This window comes from Glycomyces albidus, assembly GCF_009451885.1.
Taxonomy (GTDB): Bacteria; Actinomycetota; Actinomycetes; order Mycobacteriales; family Micromonosporaceae; genus Glycomyces; species Glycomyces albidus.
In genome coordinates this window covers 1-16946 of sequence record NZ_WIAO01000060.1, presented here as the reverse complement: position 1 = coordinate 16946, position 16946 = coordinate 1, and the positions used below count along the sequence as shown (strand labels likewise).

Annotated in this window: 15 protein-coding genes; 6 read left to right on the top strand and 9 right to left on the bottom strand. The window is 73.2% G+C overall.

Annotated features, from left to right (window positions below; all coding sequences use genetic code 11):
* Positions 1-15 precede the first annotated feature (15 nt).
* Entirely contained in the window at positions 16-417 is a 402-nt protein-coding gene (locus GFD30_RS25295) for a hypothetical protein (RefSeq protein ID WP_153027924.1), read from the bottom strand.
* A 134-nt stretch (positions 418-551) separates the two neighbouring features.
* On the opposite strand from GFD30_RS25295, the gene GFD30_RS25290 reads away from it, so the two are divergent.
* Together GFD30_RS25290 and dnaE are read left to right on the top strand one after the other, a co-directional pair.
* On the top strand, positions 552-1409 hold the full coding sequence (locus tag GFD30_RS25290; protein WP_322633613.1) for a helix-turn-helix domain-containing protein: 858 nt from the start codon (positions 552-554) through the stop codon (positions 1407-1409).
* 85 nt (positions 1410-1494) lie between these two features.
* Positions 1495-5037, top strand: coding sequence for a DNA polymerase III subunit alpha (gene dnaE / locus GFD30_RS25285; protein WP_322633612.1), 3543 nt, complete (start codon positions 1495-1497; stop codon positions 5035-5037).
* Between the two features lie 58 nt (positions 5038-5095).
* Here dnaE and GFD30_RS25280 read toward each other — a convergent pair whose 3' ends face one another.
* Entirely contained in the window at positions 5096-6955 is a 1860-nt protein-coding gene (locus GFD30_RS25280; RefSeq protein WP_153027922.1) for a hypothetical protein, read from the bottom strand.
* Between the two features lie 62 nt (positions 6956-7017).
* On the opposite strand from GFD30_RS25280, the gene GFD30_RS25275 reads away from it, so the two are divergent.
* On the top strand, positions 7018-7437 hold the full coding sequence (locus GFD30_RS25275; RefSeq protein ID WP_153027921.1) for a hypothetical protein: 420 nt from the start codon (positions 7018-7020) through the stop codon (positions 7435-7437).
* Here GFD30_RS25275 and GFD30_RS25270 read toward each other — a convergent pair.
* Positions 7434-8288 carry an oxidoreductase gene (locus GFD30_RS25270; RefSeq protein ID WP_322633611.1) on the bottom strand — a complete coding sequence of 285 codons (855 nt, stop codon included), beginning with the start codon at positions 8286-8288 and terminating at the stop codon, positions 7434-7436. The genes GFD30_RS25275 and GFD30_RS25270 overlap by 4 nt on opposite strands.
* Positions 8289-8392: 104 nt before the next feature.
* Between GFD30_RS25270 and GFD30_RS25265 the strand changes: the two genes are divergently transcribed.
* Entirely contained in the window at positions 8393-9256 is an 864-nt protein-coding gene (locus GFD30_RS25265) for a LysR family transcriptional regulator (protein ID WP_153027920.1), read from the top strand.
* Positions 9257-9340: 84 nt separating this feature from the next.
* The gene (locus GFD30_RS25260) at positions 9341-9811 is read left to right on the top strand and encodes a carboxymuconolactone decarboxylase family protein (RefSeq protein ID WP_153027919.1); all 471 of its coding nucleotides are present in this window, start codon (positions 9341-9343) and stop codon (positions 9809-9811) included.
* Positions 9812-9863: 52 nt separating this feature from the next.
* On the opposite strand, the gene GFD30_RS25255 is transcribed toward GFD30_RS25260, so the two are convergent.
* Both GFD30_RS25255 and GFD30_RS25250 read right to left on the bottom strand, forming a co-directional pair.
* Positions 9864-10211, bottom strand: a complete 348-nt coding sequence (locus GFD30_RS25255) for a DoxX family protein (protein WP_153027918.1) — start codon at positions 10209-10211, stop codon at positions 9864-9866.
* A gap of 150 nt (positions 10212-10361) precedes the next feature.
* Positions 10362-11945: a carboxylesterase/lipase family protein gene (locus GFD30_RS25250; RefSeq protein WP_153027917.1), complete on the bottom strand. Its 1584-nt coding sequence runs from the start codon at positions 11943-11945 to the stop codon at positions 10362-10364.
* 168 nt (positions 11946-12113) lie between these two features.
* Here GFD30_RS25250 and GFD30_RS25245 point away from each other — a divergent pair, with 168 nt between their 5' ends.
* Positions 12114-12689: a TetR/AcrR family transcriptional regulator gene (locus GFD30_RS25245; protein ID WP_153027916.1), complete on the top strand. Its 576-nt coding sequence runs from the start codon at positions 12114-12116 to the stop codon at positions 12687-12689.
* Between the two features lie 145 nt (positions 12690-12834).
* On the opposite strand, the gene GFD30_RS25240 is transcribed toward GFD30_RS25245, so the two are convergent.
* From GFD30_RS25240 to GFD30_RS25225, 4 genes are all read right to left on the bottom strand, one after another.
* On the bottom strand, positions 12835-13617 hold the full coding sequence (locus tag GFD30_RS25240; protein WP_153027915.1) for an ECF transporter S component family protein: 783 nt from the start codon (positions 13615-13617) through the stop codon (positions 12835-12837).
* Positions 13610-15235 carry an ABC transporter ATP-binding protein gene (locus GFD30_RS25235; RefSeq protein ID WP_153027914.1) on the bottom strand — a complete coding sequence of 542 codons (1626 nt, stop codon included), beginning with the start codon at positions 15233-15235 and terminating at the stop codon, positions 13610-13612. Before GFD30_RS25235 ends, GFD30_RS25240 begins: the two co-directional genes overlap by 8 nt.
* The gene (locus GFD30_RS25230; RefSeq protein ID WP_322633610.1) at positions 15232-16365 is read right to left on the bottom strand and encodes an energy-coupling factor transporter transmembrane component T; all 1134 of its coding nucleotides are present in this window, start codon (positions 16363-16365) and stop codon (positions 15232-15234) included. The genes GFD30_RS25235 and GFD30_RS25230 overlap by 4 nt, the downstream gene beginning before the upstream one ends.
* The coding region (locus tag GFD30_RS25225) for a hypothetical protein (RefSeq protein ID WP_227997077.1) at positions 16335-16946 on the bottom strand (612 nt) is incomplete at its 5' end. The genes GFD30_RS25230 and GFD30_RS25225, both read right to left, overlap by 31 nt.

The window sequence follows — 16946 nt, the reverse complement described above, 5'->3', positions numbered from 1 at the left end:
CCCCTCGGGGGTCGTTCAGATGCGGGCCGCACCCGCGGCTTCGAGGACCGTGAAGAGCGCCACCAGGGCCGCGCCGCCGAGCAGCACGATGTAGCCGCCGATCGTCAGGTCCACCAGGCCGGTGAACGGGAGCACCGCGAAGGCGATCGTCGCGAGGGCGTTGTTCACCACCACGCCGATCACCTGGCCGCGCACCAGGTTCGGGTAGCCGGCCACGAGGGCCAGGGCGACCGCGCAGCCGAGGAGGTACACGCCGAGCGGGACCGCCCAGGCCGGGCCGAGACCCAGCAGCGGGTCGACCAGGGCGAAGCCCGCGGTCATGAGGAGGCCGAAGGCGGCGCAGGCGGCGGCGTCGAGGCGAAGGACCGAGCGCAGCCGGGTCTCGGCGGCGGTGGCGGTGAGGGCGGTCGTCGTCATTGGTTCCTCCACAAGGGGGTCGGGCGGGGACTCGGGTCGTCGCCGCATGTCGGCAATGCTGGACCCGCGGCGTCCGGTCCGCAATGACCTCTGAGGTCATGGCCGGGCACCCGCGGCGCGGCTACGGTTGCGCCGTGACCGTCCAGACCCTCCCCGCCTTCGGCGCGCTCCTGCGCGGCTGGCGCGAGCGCCGCCGCCTGAGCCAGTTCGAGCTGTCGGTGCGCACCGGCGTGTCCGCGAGGCACCTCTCGCGCATCGAGACCGGCCGCGCCGAACCCAGCCGCCGCATGGTGCTGCGCCTCGCCGAAGCGCTCGATGTGCCGCTGCGCGAACGGAACGCGCTGCTCGTCGCCGCCGGGTTCGCCCCCGCGTGGACCGAGACCGACTACTGGGACGAGCGGCTCGCCGTGGCCCGGGAGGCGATCGGGTGGATCCTCGAGCACCACGACCCGCTCCCGGCCGTCGTCGTCGACCGGTTCGGGAACCTCCTCGACTTCAACGGCGGCGCGGGCGTCCTCATGGAGGACGTCGACCCCGAGCTGCTGAGCGGCCGCGTCAACCTCGCCCGGGTCGCGCTCCACCCGCGCGGACTCGCCCCGCGGCTGCGGAACTTCGGCGAAGTCCGGCAGTACTTCCTCGACCGGCTGCGGGCGCAGCTCGCCGTCGACGACCACCCGGCCGCGGCCGAACTCATCGAGGAAGTCGAGGGCTACGAGCCCGTCGCCCGCGACGACGGCGGCTGGGACGGCGCCCCGTCGAACCCGATCGCGCTGCCGCTGCGCGTGCGCGGCAGACGCGGCGACCTGTCGATGTTCACGACCATCGCGACCTTCGGCGCGCCCCGCGACATCACCGTCTCCGAACTCGCCGTAGAGCTGTTCTTCCCGCTCGACGCGGCCACCGCCGCGGTGTTCGCCGAAGCCGCCGCCGGGGCCGAGACCGACCCCATCCGGCCCTCGGAGGCCGCGCGGCGCAGCCGCGAGGGGGGCTAGGCTAGAAGGTCCGGAGCGGGCCGCCCGCGGGGGCGCAGCGGAAGGCCCGGCGGCGACAAAACCACAGGTCAAGCGGGAGCGAAGCGTGTCGAACCAGTACGTCCACCTGCACGTGCACAGCGAGTACTCGATGCTCGACGGGGCCGCGAAACTCAAACCCATGTTCGCGGAGGCCGAACGGCTCGGCCAGCCCGCGATCGCCCTGACCGACCACGGCAACATGTACGGCGGCTACGCGTTCTACCAGCAGGCCAAGAAGACCGGGATCAAGCCGATCCTCGGCATCGAGGCGTACCTCGCGCCGCACGACCGGTTCCACAAGAAACCCGTGTTCTGGGGCGAGCCCGGCCAGCGCCCCGACGACATCTCCGGCGGCGGCGCGTACACGCACATGACGATGCTCGCGAAGGACTCCGCGGGGCTGCGGAACCTGTTCCGGCTCTCCAGCCTCGCCTCGTTCGAGGGCTACTACTACAAGCCGCGCATGGACCGGGAGCTCATCGCCGCCAACGCGGGCGGGATCGTCGCGACGACCGGGTGCCCGTCCGGCGAGGTGCAGACGCGGCTGCGGCTGGGCCAGGTCGAGGAGGCGTACCAGGCGGCCGCCGACTACCGGGACATCTTCGGGGCCGAGAACTACTTCCTCGAGATCATGGACCACGGCATCGGGATCGAGCAGCGCGTCAAGGACGAGCTGTACGAGCTCGGGAAGAAGCTGGGCCTGCCGCCGCTGGTCACGAACGACTCCCACATCGTGACCGAGGACCAGCGGGACACGCACGAGGCGCTGCTGTGCGTCCAGTCGGGTACGACCCTCGACGACCCGAAGCGGTTCAAGCTCGACGGCGAGGGCTACTTCCTGCGGTCGGCGGAGCAGATGTACGGGCTGCGCAGCGACGAGTACTGGCAGGAGGGCTGCGCGAACACGCTGCTGGTCGCCGAGATGGTCGAGTCCTACGACGAGATCTTCGCGGTGCAGGACCGGATGCCGGTCATCGAGGTGCCCGAGGGCCACGACCAGGGGTCGTGGCTGCGGGAGCAGGTGCGTATCGGGTTGCACGAGCGGTTCCCGGGGCGGGACGTGCCGGCGGACTACCTGGAGCGGGCCGAGCTCGAGCTGAACGTCATCATCAACGCCGGCTACCCGTCGTACTTCCTGGTCGTCGCCGACCTCATCGCGCACGCGCGGTCCATCGGGATCTACGTGGGGCCGGGCCGCGGTTCGGCGGCCGGTTCGCTGGTCGCGTACGCGATGAAGATCACGAACATCGACCCGATCGAGCACGGCCTGCTGTTCGAGCGGTTCCTCAACCCCGAGCGCGTGTCGATGCCGGACATCGACATCGACTTCGACGACCGCCGCCGCGGCGAGATGATCACGTACGCGACCGAGAAGTACGGCAAGGAGTTCGTCGCCCAGGTCATCACGTTCGGCACCATCAAGACCAAGGCCGCGATCAAGGACGCCGCGCGCATCCACCACGGCCAGCCCGGGTTCTCGATCGCGGAGCGGATCACGAAGGCGCTGCCGCCGCCCGTCGCGGCGACCGACATCCCCCTGTCGGGGATCATGGATCCCGAGCACCCGCGGTTCAAGGAGGCCGGCGAGGTCCGGAGCCTCATCGAGAACGACGCCGAGGTGCGCCAGATCTTTGACACCGCGCTGGGGCTGGAGGGGCTGATCCGGAACGCGGGCGTGCACGCGTGCGCGGTCATCCTGTCGTCGCAGCCGCTGGTGGACTGCATCCCCATGTGGGCCAGGCCGGACGGGTCGATCATCACCGGGTGGGACTATCCGTCCTGCGAGGACATCGGCCTGCTGAAGATGGACTTCCTGGGTCTGCGGAACCTGACGGTGATCGGGGACGCGATCGAGGCGATCAAGATCAACCGGGGCATCGACCTCGACCTGGACACGCTCACCACGGACGACCCGAAGACGTACGAGCTGCTCTCGCGCGGCGACAGCCTCGGGGTGTTCCAGCTCGACGGCGGGGCGATGCGGGAGCTCCTCAAGCGCATGCAGCCCACCGAGTTCAACGACATCATCGCCGTGAACGCCCTGTACCGGCCCGGTCCGATGGCCGCGAACTCGCACAACAACTACGCCGACCGCAAGAACAAGCGCCAGGAGGTCGTGCCGCTCCACCCCGAGCTGGCGGACGCCCTGGAGGAGATCCTGTCGGAGACGTACGGCCTCATCGTGTACCAGGAGCAGATCATGCGCATCGCGCAGAAGCTGGCCGGGTTCACGATGGGACAGGCGGACATGCTCCGCAAGGCCATGGGCAAGAAGAAGCTCGACGTCCTGGAGAAGCAGTTCGCGGCGTTCGAGGCGGGCATGCAGTCGAACGGGTTCTCCAAGGAGTCGATCAAGACCCTGTGGGACATCATGCTCCCGTTCGCCGGGTACGCGTTCAACAAGTCGCACGCGGCGGGGTATGCGCTCGTCGGGTACTGGACGGCGTACCTGAAGGCGAACTACCCGGCCGAGTACATGGCGGCGCTGCTGACGTCGGTGGGCGACTCGAAGGACAAGGCCGCGGTGTACCTGTCGGAGTGCCGGCGGATGGGGATCACGGTCATGCCGCCGGACGTCAACGAGTCGCGGCACATGTTCCACCCGGTCGGGAAGGACATCCGGTACGGGCTCGGCGCGGTCCGCAACGTCGGCGCGAACGTCGTCGCGGGGATCATCGAGGCCCGCGAGGAGAAGGGCCCGTACGCGGACTTCAAGGACTTCCTGCAGAAGGTGCCGGCGGCGGTGTGCAACAAGCGGACCGTGGAGTCGCTGATCAAGGCCGGGGCGTTCGACTCGCTCGGGCACGCCCGGCGGGGTCTCGCCGAGGTGCACGAGAAGGCGATCGACGCGATGGTCTCGATCAAGAAGGAGGAGGCGCGCGGCCAGTTCGACCTGTTCGGCGGGATGATGGCCGAGACGACCGACACGCTCGGGGTGGATCTGACGATCGCGGACGACGAGTGGGACCGGCGCGACAAGCTCGCGTTCGAGCGGGAGATGCTGGGGCTGTACGTCTCCGACCATCCGCTGAACGGGTTCGAGCGGCTCCTGTCGTCGAACGCGGACCGGCCGATCGCGCTGCTGCACGGCGAGGAGGTGCAGGACGGGGCGAACGTGCGCGTCGCGGGGATCCTCCAGAACGTCGCCAAGCGGGTGACGAAGCAGGGCAAGCTGTGGGCGTCGGCGACCTTGGAGGACCTGGCCGGCTCCATCGAGGTGCGGTTCTTCCCGAACACGTACGAGCTCGTATCCGATTCGCTGGCCGACGACCTCGTGTGCTGCGTGAAAGGCAAGCTGGACCGCCGGGACGGGACCGCGCAGCTCATCGCGCAGGACCTGGCGGTGCTCGACACGTCGTCGGGGCCGGAGTCGAACTCGGCGCCGATCACGCTGGCGCTGCGGGCCGCGTCGGTGAACCCCGCGCTGATCGAGAAGCTCTCCGACACGTTCAAGACCCACCGCGGTGAGGCGCAGGTGCGGGTCCAGCTCGCGAACGGTCCGAAGACGACGCTGCTGGCGCTCGGGGACCAGTGGCGGGTGCGGCCCTCGGTCGAGCTGTCGGCCGATCTGAAGGCGCTCCTGGGCGCCGGTGCGCTCATCGGGTAGGCGGAGGACGCGACCGGGCCCGCCCCTGCGAGGGGGCGGGCCCGACTTCCATCGGGGCTTAGGCGATCGCGTAGGAGCGGATCGTCTCGTGCCGGACGGTGTTGCCGTTCTCGTCGGCGGCGGTGAACCGCACCGAGACGAACCCGGGGTGCTCGGGGAGCCGGAGCTCGGCGGTCGCGGTGTTCCCGTCGCGGTCGACCGGGACCGGGGTCCAGGTCGCGCCGTCGTCGAAGGACACGTCGAACGTCATCGCCGCGCACTGCTGCGCGTCGGCGCCCGGCTGCTGCGCGAACTCGAGGTGCACGTCCTGGACGGCGCCGGCGGTGGCGGCGCCGTTCACGATCCCGGAGGCCGCGAACTCGACCACGGACACCGGCAGGACCGGGTTGCCCGCGGGGTCGTAGTCGAACGTCCACTGCGCGTCGGAGCGGGTGCCCAGGGGGGTCCAGGACGCCTCGCGGTCGGCCGTGGCGTCGAGGGTGAGCTCCCCGGCGGGGACGTCGGCGGCGGAGACGCCGAGGCCGATCTCGCTGTGCTGCGCGAGCACCTCGCCGTCCTGGGACAGGGTGATCTTCCCGGGCAGGTACTCGCTGTGGATGCCCTCACCGCCGGTGGCGGACGAGAACATCCACGGCGCGAAGTACAGCGACTCGTACTCGTCCCAGCGGACGAACGTGCCCGGCGGCCAGTCCTGGCCGTTGTTGTCGATGCCCACCGACAGCGGCGCGTTGTTCCAGGTCATGTCCTGCACCGAACCGGGCTCGAGGGCGCCGGAGCGGTGGTGCACCAGGTCCCACGGTGAGCCGGGGCCGCCTTCGTACGGGAACCAGCCGCGGTGCTCCCAGGTGAGGTCCGGGCCTGCGGTGAAGAACTCGGTGCGCGAGGACGGCAGCGCCACCTGGCCGGTGCCCGAGTAGGCCCACCCGTCGTACACCGGGTGGTCGGAGAGGTCCTGGCGGTTGAGCACGCCGCCGGCGCCGAGCGACTGGTAGTCGGCGTCGATCCGGGCCAGGTCCTCGTCCGCGACCGGCGGCGTCAGGTCGCCGCGGAACCCGCCCGAGCCCTTCCGGAACAGGTTGTAGCTGTACGGGTCCGCGGTGCCCTCCGGGCTCGCGAGCCCCTCGCGCAGCACGTAGCCGACATCGTGGCGGCCGCCGAGCCGGACCGACGGGACCGCGTACAGGTCCCCGCCGGGGAACGCCCAGAGCCCGAGCCAGGCGCCGCCGCCCTCCTCGTGGCCGGGCCCGTGGCTGAACACCTCGAGCATGACGCTCTCGGCCGCGGTCTCGCGGTCGAGGTCGAACCCGAGCGGCTTCGCCTTCGACCCGTCGACGAGGACCTCGACCGGGTTCTCGCCGACGCGGATCTCCTGGATGGACGAGACCACGTCGGCGTCGTCCTCCTCGGCGCCCTTGTACATCATCGTCACCAGGTGGTAGCGGCCCGGCTCGAGCGCCAGCTCGGCCGTGCCGCCCTCGACGAACTCGGGGCCGCCGCCCTGGTCGGTCCCGACCCGCACCCACGAGACCGCGAGCTGGTCCGGGGCGGACCCGTCGATCCACTCGCCGGTCACGGTGAGGTTCGGGGCCTCCTCTGATGCGGCCGCGAACCCTTCGCCGGGGGAGTCCACGTTGAACTCGGCGGTGTCGTACTCGCCGGCGGCGAGCTCGTCGACCGCGTCGAGCGGCACCACGACGCGGTCGCCGCCGGGGTCCCTGCCGACGGTGAACGCGCTGCCGCCGGGCAGTTCGAGGGTCCCGTCGGGTGCGATGCCGACGGTGTCGCCGGTCGGCAGCGCCACTTCGGACGCGTCGGCCGCCGCGGCGGGCATCTGCGTCTCGGCCTGCGCCTCGGCGGCGGCCGGGACGAGCCCTGCGCCCGCGAGCACCGCCGCCGCGCCTATGAGTGTTCTTCGCATGAGTCCTCCGAATCGGGCGGGATCGCCTGTCCCGGTTCATAGGCGGGCGGCCTTGCGGCGGGTTGCCCGCCGGAGGATCATCGAGCGGTGAAGAACGCCCCTCCCGTGCACGACCTCGGCGCGGCCTCGCCGAAGCGCCGCCGCGCCGCCGCGCCGCCGTCCTCCGCTTCCTCACCGAGGTCGGCTGCTGGGCCGCGATCGGCGCGGCCCTCGCGCAGGTGAGCCTCGGGCTCGCGATCGCCGTCGTGCTCGCGTCGGTCGCGGTCCCGGCCGTGTTCGCGACCCCCGGCGACAAGCCCGCGGTCGCGGTGCCCGTGCCCGGCCCGGTGACGATCGCGATCCTGGCCGCCACGATGGCCGCCGGCGTCGCCTGCGCCTGGACCGCCTGGCCGCTGTGGGCCGCGATCCCGTTGAGCGCCTTGGCCTCGGCGTCGCTGTGGGCCGAGCTGCCGCGGTGGCGGTGGCTCGCGGGCGCCGCCTAGTCGAAGTCCGTCGCGCGGGCGACCGCCTCCCACTCGGTGAACTCGGCCTGCTGGGCCTTGAGCTCGGCGCCGATCGCGTCGGCCGCGTCGCCGCCGAGGACGAGCCGGAGCGGGACCGTCTCGGCCGCGAGCGCGTCGAGGATCGCCGCGGCGGCCTTCGCGGGGTCGCCCGGCTGGGTGCCGTCCGAGTCGGGGAACGCGGTCCGGAACGGGCCCACGGTCGCCTCGTACGCGTCGATCGGCGCCGACTGGGAGTGCCCGGCCCCGTTCAGGCCGGTGCGGAACGCGCCCGGTTCGACCACGAGCACGTCGATCCCGTGCGGGCGGACCTCGGCGGCGAGCGCCGAGCTGAGGCCCTCGAGGGCGTGCTTGGTGGCGGAGTAGGCGCCGACGCCGGGGAACGACATGCGCCCGCCCATGCTGGAGAGCTGCACGATCGCGCCGGATCCGTTGGCGCGCATGTGCGGCAGGACGGCCCGGACCAGGTTCGCGGGCCCGAAGAAGTGCAGGTCCATCAGGGAGCGGAGTTCGGCGTCGGTGGTCTCCTCGACCGCGCCGATGTGGCCGCGTCCGGCGTTGTTGACCAGGACGTCGATGCGGCCGTACCAGAGGACGGCCTCGGCGACGACCGCGTTGACGCGGGCCGGGTCGGTGACGTCGAGGGCGACCGGGACGGCGCGGCCGGGGTAGGCGGCGGCGAGGTCGTCGAGGGCCTCGGGGCGGCGGGCGGTCGCGATCACGGTGTCGCCGGCCGCGAGGGCGGCTTCGGCGATGGCGCGGCCGAATCCGGAGGAGGTGCCGGTGACGAGCCAGACGCGGCCGTCGGCGGTGCGGGCGGGTTCGGTGCTCACTGGGGTTCCTTCCGTCGGTGTGCCGTTCCTTTATCCCCTCGGGGCCCTCCGGGCGTCCAATACCGGTTTCCGACGGCTCGATAAACACGGCTTATGATCGCTGCATGGAGCTGCGGCAGTTGCGGTATCTGGCGGCGATCGCCGAGCACGGGAACCTGGGGAGGGCGGCGCGGGCGCTGTACGTCAGCCAGCCCGCGCTCTCGTACGCGCTCAAGCGGCTCGAGGCCGAACTGGGGGTGCGGCTGTTCGACCGCACGCCCGCCGGGGTGGAGCCGACCGCGGCCGGGAGCGAGGTGGTGCGGGCGGCCGCGGCGGCCGTCGCGGCCGCCGACCGGGTCGCGGCGGTGGCCGAGCGGCACCGGTCGGGCGGGGTGCTGCGGGTCGGGTTCGAGGCGAGCGGCGCGGGGGAGCTGACGACGCGGGCCCGCGCCGAGTTCGCGCGCCGCCGTCCCGGGGTCCGGGTGGTGCCCAAGCGGTTCGACTGGGGCGGGGAGGCCGCGGCGCTGCGGGCCGGCGGCGTCGACGTCGCGTTCGTGTGGCTCCCGGCCGACCTGGGCGGGTGCGAGAGCGTCGTGGTCCACACCGAGCCGCGCGTGGTCGGCGTGCCCGTCGGGCACCGCCTGGCCGGGCGCGAGTCGGTCACGGTCGCGGAGACGAACGGCGAGCCGCTCATGTGGACGGACAAGGCGCCGCGGGAGTGGGTCGACTGGTGGGCGGTGAACCCGCGGCCGGACGGGTCCGAGCCGCTGTGGGGGCCGCAGAACGACAACGTCGAGGAGATGCTCGAGCAGGTCGCGGCCGGTGCGGCGGTGTGCTTCGCGCCCGCGTCGATGGCCGCGTACTACGCCCGGCCGGACCTGGCGTGGGTGCCGCTGGCCGATGCGGAGCCGCTGCGGGTGGCGCTGGCGTGGCCGCCGGGGCATCCGCTCGCGGAGGACTTCGCGGCCGTCGTCCGCTCGCTGCTGTGACGTGGATCGCTCAGCGGTCACATCGGCGTCCCGGCATCCGTCAGGGGGGTGGAAGCGAACACCGCCACCGAAGGGATCACCGCCATGTCGACCATGCCCCGCATCGAGAACCCCGCCCAGCACCTGCCCGTCACCGGCGAGATCGCCGCCGCGGTCAACAAGGTGAACGCCGAAGGCGTCCTCCCCGAGACCCTCGTGACCCTCGTCCACCTGCGCGTGGGGCAGCTCCTCGGCAGCAGCTACTTCACCTCGCGGGCGCTCGAGTCCGCCGAGGACGCGCCCGAGCGGCTCGGCGCGGTCGCCACCTGGCGGACCTCGCCGCTGTTCACCGACGCCGAGCGGGCCGCCCTCGCTCTGGCCGAGGCCGTCCACACCCCGAACCCGACCGGCGAGCGCGTCAGCGACGAACTCGTCGAGTCCGCCCGCGAGCACCTGAGCGACAAGGAGATCGTGGTGCTCATCGGGGTCCTCGGCCAGATCGGGTTCTTCATGCCGCTGGCCCTCATCGGCAACCCGAAGGTCGGCGTCTCCTTCGCCGAGCAGTGGCAGAAGTAGCCGGACGAGCGCAGGGCCCGCGCGACCGCGCGGGCCCTTTCCTCGTGGCGTGCTAGGCGAGGACGCCGAGGGTGAGCGCCGCGGCGGCCGGGACCAGGTACAGGAGCGGCGCGAACAGGGTCCCGTAGGAGCGGGCCCGCAGGACCGTGGCGACCGCGCCGGTGAAGTACAGGACCAGGCCGATGCCGGCGGCGATGCCGATCGCGGGGACCCAGAGGCCGATCAGGAGGCCCGCGGCCCCGGCGGCCTTGGCGAGGCCGAGCGGGAACCACCAGGTGCGCGGGACGCCGTACTGCTCGAGGGGCTCGGCCACGAACGGGGCCTTCACCCAGATCGAGTAGGCCGAGAATCCGATCCAGAGGGCGGCGGCGATCGTGACGATGTGGAAGGCGAGGTTCATCGGACTGCTCCCGTTCGGTAGACGCTGATGCCCGTGTGAACCGGCGGGCGGGCCGAACGTGACAGCCCCGAACGAGATGTGCCCGAGGTCACTTCCCTGCGGATTCGCGTGCGGGGCCCGGGGCGCCCGCCCCGGGCCCCGCGGTACGGCTCAGTGCTGCAGGCCGGCCCAGAACTCGAGGTGGTGGACCTCGGCGAAGTCGGTGCGGCGGACGCCGTCGTCGGTGAACGCGCGGGCCGCGCACTCGCCCTCGGTCCAGCGGCCGCGGCCGTCCGGGTCGCCGGTGCGGGCGAACGTCGTCCACGCCTTGGCCATCGCGTCGGCCACGACCTCCTGCCCGGGGGTGCGGGCCTCGTAGAAGTCCGGTTCGAAGAGGAAGGCGACGTCGACCATGTGGTAGGAGTCGACCGGCCACTCAGGACGCGCGAAGGCGCCGAACCAGGGGGTGTCGGTCGCGGCCAGCTCGTAGACGAACACGTCGGTGTGCTCGCCCAGCATCGCGGCCGTCCGCGACAGCGGGGCGGCCCAGTTCACGTCGGTCTGCACCGCGGCCAGGGCTTTCGCCGGGTTCTCGTACGCGCCGACCGGGTATTCGGCGGCGACCGCGTCGGCGTCCTCGCCGAAGGTCGCCTCGAGCGCCGCGAGGTAGTCCTCCTCGGTGATCCGCTCGCCGGTGAGGATCTCCTGGCCGCCGGTCATGAGCTGCTCTTCGTCGCGGTTGACGCCGATGAGGACCGGCACGTCGGCGACGTCCCCGGCCGCGATCGCGTCGGCCGTGGCGACCGGCATGACGGGGCCGCCCTCGACCGGCTGCACCTCGTACAGGCCGGCGACGGCCTCGTTCAGCGCCTTCGGTTCGAGCCCGCGCAGGCACGCCTCGACCGCTTCGAGGGTCTCGGCCTCGGGGCAGAGCGCCTCGGCGACGGCGATGTCCCGCGCCTGGCCCTCCTCCCGGGAGAGCGCCCAGTCGGCCGCGCACGGGGCGCTCTGGACGATCGCCTTGTCGAACAGGCCCGCCGAGGTCGGCGAGGTCAGATGCGCGCAGACGTCGTAGCCGCCGCCGGACTCGCCGAAGACCGTGACGTTCCCGTCGTCGCCGCCGAACGCGGCGGCGTTCTCGCGCACCCAGCGCAGCGCGGCCTGCTGGTCCTCGAGGCCGTAGTTCCCGGAGGTGGTCTCGCCGCCCTCGTCGAGCGCGGGGTGCGCCATGCTCCCGAACAGGCCCTGCCGGTAGTTGACGGTGACCACGACCGCCCGGCCCTCGTCGACGAGCTGCGACGGGTCGTACTGGGACCCGGCGCCGTAGGAGTTCCCGCCGCCGTGGAACCAGACCATGACGGGCAGGTCGCCGCGCCGGGTGTCGGGCGCGTAGACGTTCAGGTAGAGGCAGTCCTCCTCCTCGCTCGGGACGGCCGGCATGTCCGCGATCCCCTGGGAGCAGGCCGGCGCGAACTCGGTCGCGTCCCGCACCCCCTCCCAGGCGGCGGCGGGCTGCGGCGACTTCCAGCGGAGGTCGCCCTCCGGCGGGGCGGCGTAGGGGACGCCGAGCCAGGAGCGGACGGTCCCGTCGGCGGCGCCCTGCAGCCGTCCGAGATCGGTGGTGACGAGGGTCGGGGCCCGGTCGGCGGGGGGTTCGGCGATCGCGGTGGCGGAGCCGTACGCGATCGCGGCCGCGGCGACGCCGGCGGCGGCGAGTCCGACGGCGAAGCGCTTGGCACGGTGTTCGACATTCATGGCGGGGTCGCTTCCGTTTCCTGCGGGCGGGGTGTCGCCCGCGTGTGGCAGAACCGTACCAAGGATTTAGGCAAACGCGCAATGCGATCGCCTAAGAAATTTGCCTAAGTCAACTGCGCAAGACAATCGCGCCAGGCGAACGCCCAGGTCGCTGATAGAGTCGCGCCCATGGGAAATCGCGAAGCACTGCTCGACGGCGCCAAGAAGTGCCTGCTGGAGAAGGGGTACGACCGGACCACGGTGCGCGACATCGCCACCGCCGCGGGCGTCAGCATGGCCGCCATCGGCTACCACTACGGCTCCCGGGAGGCGCTGCTCCAGGAGGCGCTGTTCTCCTCCCTGGAGGACTGGGACGCCGGACTCCAGGCGCAGCTCGCGAAACTCGACGAACCCAAGGGGCCCAAGCGCTTCGAAGCCGTCTGGAACCTCCTCATCGAGCACGTCAAAGCCAACTCGACCATGTGGATGTCGAGCTTCGAGCTGTTCATGCAGGCCCAGCGCTCACCCGAACTCATGGCGGTCTACGCGCAGGGCCAGCCCGGCGCGTTCTCCGCGATGGCCGCGCTCGCCACCGGCGAACTCGAAGAGGACCTCGACCCCGAGACGATCGACACCGTCGGCGCCGTCCAGATGGCCCTCGTCAGCGGCGTCGTCATGCAGTGGATGGGCTACCCGGACAACGCCCCCGGCCCCAAGGAGATCGCCGCCGGACTCCGCGGCATCGTCGCCGCACTGGACGACTGAACCGCCGATCGGGGCCCGCGCCGCCAGTGCCGGTCCCGTACATCGGAACGGCCGAGTCTGACCGCTCGCCGCGTTGTCCGCACCGCACCGGCAAGCCTCCTACGCCTTGCGAGCGACCGCCCCGCCCTGACCCGCAGGACAGGCCCTAGTCCCAGTTCGCCCTTCTCGCGGCCCTCCGCAGCACCCGCAGCAGCAGCGGCCCCGTCAGCAGCAGCAGGACCGCCGTCGTCACCGCCCGGCCGAGGTCCCAGCCCAGCGACGTCGCGACCGAGTACGCGAACAGGCGCGGCAGGTTCTCCCCCAGGCCCCCGCCGGGCACGTACGCGAGCGCCCCCTGCGTGATCGCGAACGGCCAGAACGACAGGTTCATCAGCAGCCCGTACCCCAGCGACGCGACCACCCCGTACACCGCGAGCAGCGCCAGCTCCCCGGCGCGGCCTGCCCGAGTGCCCGGCGTCCGCGGCAGCAGACCCGCCCCCAGGCCCACGAACGCCGCCGCGAGCATCTGGTACGGCATCCACGGACCCACACCGCCCGTGAGCAGCGCCGACGCGAACAGGCCCGTGCAGCCCAGCAGGAACCCGAACCCCGCCCCGAACACCCTGCCCGCCAGCACGATCAGGAAGAACACCGTCTCCACACCCGCCGCCCCGGCCCCGAACGGCCGCACCGCCGCCACCACCGCCGACAGCACCCCCAGCATCGCCACCGCCCGCGCGTCGAGCCCCCCGTCGGTCAACTGCACCACCACCGTCGCCGTCACCAGCGGCAGCAGCAGCGCGAACAGCCAAGGGCCCGCAGTGGTCTCGGTCAGCGCCCCGCCCGGCGCCGCCAGCAGCGGCCACGCCATCGCGACCAGGCCGAACCCGGCCGCCAGCACGAGCGCCAGCGCCGCCCGGCGGCGCACCGCCGGACGCGCCTCACCCATCGCCGGACTCCAGCGCCGCCGCGACCTCGCCGACCGTCATCCAGCCGGGCAGGATCTTCTCCACCTGCGGCGCGAACATCGGCGACGCCGCCGTGATCTGCCGCGCCGGCCCGTCCGCCACGACCTCCCCGTCCGAGAGGACCACCACGCGCGAGGCGAACTCCGCGCAGAACTCGACGTCGTGCGTCGAGACGACCACGCAGTGCCCGGCCCCGGCGAGGGCCCGCAGCCGCGCCGCGAGCGCGGCCTTCCCCGGGTAGTCGAGACCGCGGGTCGGCTCGTCGAGCAGCAGCAGCGGCGGTGCGGCCGTGAGGGTCACGGCCAGGGCGAGCGCGAGGCGCTGGCCTTCGGAGAGGTCCCGCGGGTGGGCCGCGGGGTCGACGTCGTCGACGAGGTCGTCGAGGATCTTCGCGCACGTGCCCTTCGGGGCGCGGCCGTCCTCGTCGGCGCCGGCGCATTCGGCGGCGCAGGTCTCGGCGTACAGCAGGTCGGCCGGTTCGGCGGGGACCAGCCCGGCGAGGGTGCGCCGCTCCCCGGGCCGGCGCGCGGCGGGGTCGGCGCCGCCGATCGCGACGGTCCCGCCCGAGCGCTTCCCGGTGCCCTGCAGCGCCCACAGGAGACTGGACTTCCCGGAGCCGTTGCGGCCCATGAGGGCGATGCGCTCGCCGCGGGAGGCGGCGAGGTCGACGCCGGCGACGGCGCGCACCCCGGGATAGTCGACGGTGACGCCGCGCGCCTCGAGCAGCGGCGGGCCCGCGGGCCGAAGAGGATTGTCGGTACCCCGGGCTACGGTTCCGGCACGCGCTGCGAGCGTTTCGCGAAGCGGACCTGCGTGACGGCGGGCTTCGCGGATCGTGACGGGCGGGCCGGGCCATCCGGCGAGGCGTCCGAGTTCGACCACCGGGGGCGCGACCGGTGAGTCGGCGAGGATCTCGCCGAGGGGCCCGGCGGTGACACGGCCGCCGTCGAGAAGGAGGGCGGAATCCGCGTATTGGACGACGCGTTCGAGCCGGTGCTCGGCCAGGAGGACGGTGATCCCGAGGTCGTGGACGAGCCGGTGCAGCGCCGAGAGGACCTCGTCGGCCGCGGTCGGATCGAGCGCCGAGGTCGGCTCGTCGAGGACGAGCGCGGCGGGTCCGGCGACCAGGGCCGCGCCGATCGCGACCCGCTGCCGCTGCCCTGAGGAGAGCTGCGCGAGGGCGCGGTCGCGGACGTCGGCGAGGCCGAGGAGGTCGACGATCTCGGTGACCCGCTTGCGCATCGCCGCAGGGGCGACCCCGAGCTGCTCGGCGGTGTAGGCGAGTTCGAGCTCGACCTCGTCGGTCACGAAGCCCGCGAGCGGGTCCTGGCCGACATAGCCGACGACGTCGGCGAGGTCGGCGGGGGTCGCGCCGCGCACGTCGCGTCCGGTGACGGTGATGCGCCCGCGCATGTCGCCGCCGGTGAAGCGGGGGACGAGCCCGTTCACGGCCTTGAGGAGCGTCGACTTCCCCGCGCCCGTCGGGCCGACGAGGAGGCAGAACTCGCCTTCGGGGAGGGCGAACGTGACGTCGTCGAGGACCGGCGGGCCCGCGTAGGCGAACGTGACGTGCTCGAAGGCGATGGCGTCGCCGATCATCGGGTGCCCTCCGGGGTAGACGGGACGAGGAGCGCGGGCGCGGCGGCGAGGAGGACCCCGGCCGCGGCGGCGAACGGGAGTGCGGGCGCGTGCAGCGGCGCGGTCGCGGGCCACATCGCCGCCGGTTCGAGCGCGAGGCCGGCCACCGCGCCGGCGACGGCCGCCGCGCCCGAGGCGACCACCGCCCAGTCCTTGGGGCCGAACCGGTCCGGTCGGTACCGGGTGTGCGGGACCCGCTTGGAGGCGAACGCGATCCCGAACACGGCCGCGGCGGCGCCGGCCGCGAGGACGGACCAGGCGAGCGGCGCGGGCGTCGCGGTGCCCAGGATTGCGTACGCGCCGGCGCACAGGCCGAGCAGTCCGATGAGGAGCGCCGCGCCGGTGGCGCGGCGGGCCGGGGCCGGGACGCCCGCGGCGCGCCCGTAGCCGCGCGAGGCCATCGCCGCCGCGAGGTGCAGCGACCGGTCGAGCGCGTCGTGCAGGACCGGGGCGACGACGGTGCGCATGAGGTTCGCGGGGCTGCGGCTCGTGTTGCCGCGCAGGGCCCTGGCGCGCCGCACCCGGCCGACGCCGGCCACGAGCTGCGGGGCGACCGACAGCGCGACGACGACCGCGACGCTCACCTCGTACAGGACGGCGGGGACCGAGCGCAGGAGCCGGCGCGGGCTCGCGAGCGCGTTCGCCGCGCCCACGCACACCAGGAGCGTCGCCAGCCGGAGCCCGTCGTAGAGGGCCGCGAGCGCGCCTTCGGCGGTGACGTCGCCGCCGAGCCGGAACCCGGCCGCCCAGTCCGGGAGGGTCACGGAAGGGAGGGTGAACAGGACCGTGGGCCCGTCAGAGCCGCCGAAGACCACGTAGAACGCCATGCGGACCGCCACCGCGCTCAGTCCGATGTAGAGGAACACGCGGTAGGCGCCCGACCAGGGCTCGTCGCCGCGGCAGAACGCGACGACGAGCCCGGCGACGGCGGCGATGAGGAGCAGCAGCCACGGGTTCGCGGTGCGCCCGGCGGCGGTCGCGAGCAGCAGCGCCCAGCCCCACCAGGCCACGGGGTGGGCGGTGCGGCGGCGCATCGGGCGGACGGCGTCGGTCGGCACGGTCAGGCGCGCCGGTCGCGTCGGAGCCGCCACGCCGTGAGCCCGCCGATGACGGCGAGCGCCGCGACGGCGGCGATCCAGGTGAGGTTCGCGCCGGACCCGGTATCGGATCCGGTCCCGGGCGCGGCGGAGGCGACGGCGTCCCCGGGGGCGACCGCGGGCGGCTCGGAGCCGTCACCGAACGCCCAGCCTTCGACGTCCCCCCGGTCGGGGGTCGCGTCGGCGCCGCCGACCATCGAGTACGTCCATTCGTCGTCCCCGGCGTTCGCGTGCCAGTACGACCAGTACGCGTCGGCGGGAGGCGCGGCGCCGCAGTCGGCTTCGGGCATGGCGTCGATGCTGCACACCATCCCGCGGATCGAGGCGACCTCGGTGACCGAGAACCCGGCCTGGGCGAGCGCGTCGAGCCCGTCCGCCGGATCGGGCGCGCACCCGGTCTCGGGACCGGCTGCGAGCGAACCGAAGTCGACCACGACGGTGACGCCCTCGCAGGCCTCCTGCGCGGCGGCCGGCGCGGCGGGGACCGCGGCCGCGGCCGCTGCGACGGTCAGCGCGGCTCCGAGCACGGCGAGGCGCCGGAGCACCGAATCCCCTCGCCCGCCGGGGCCGCCGAC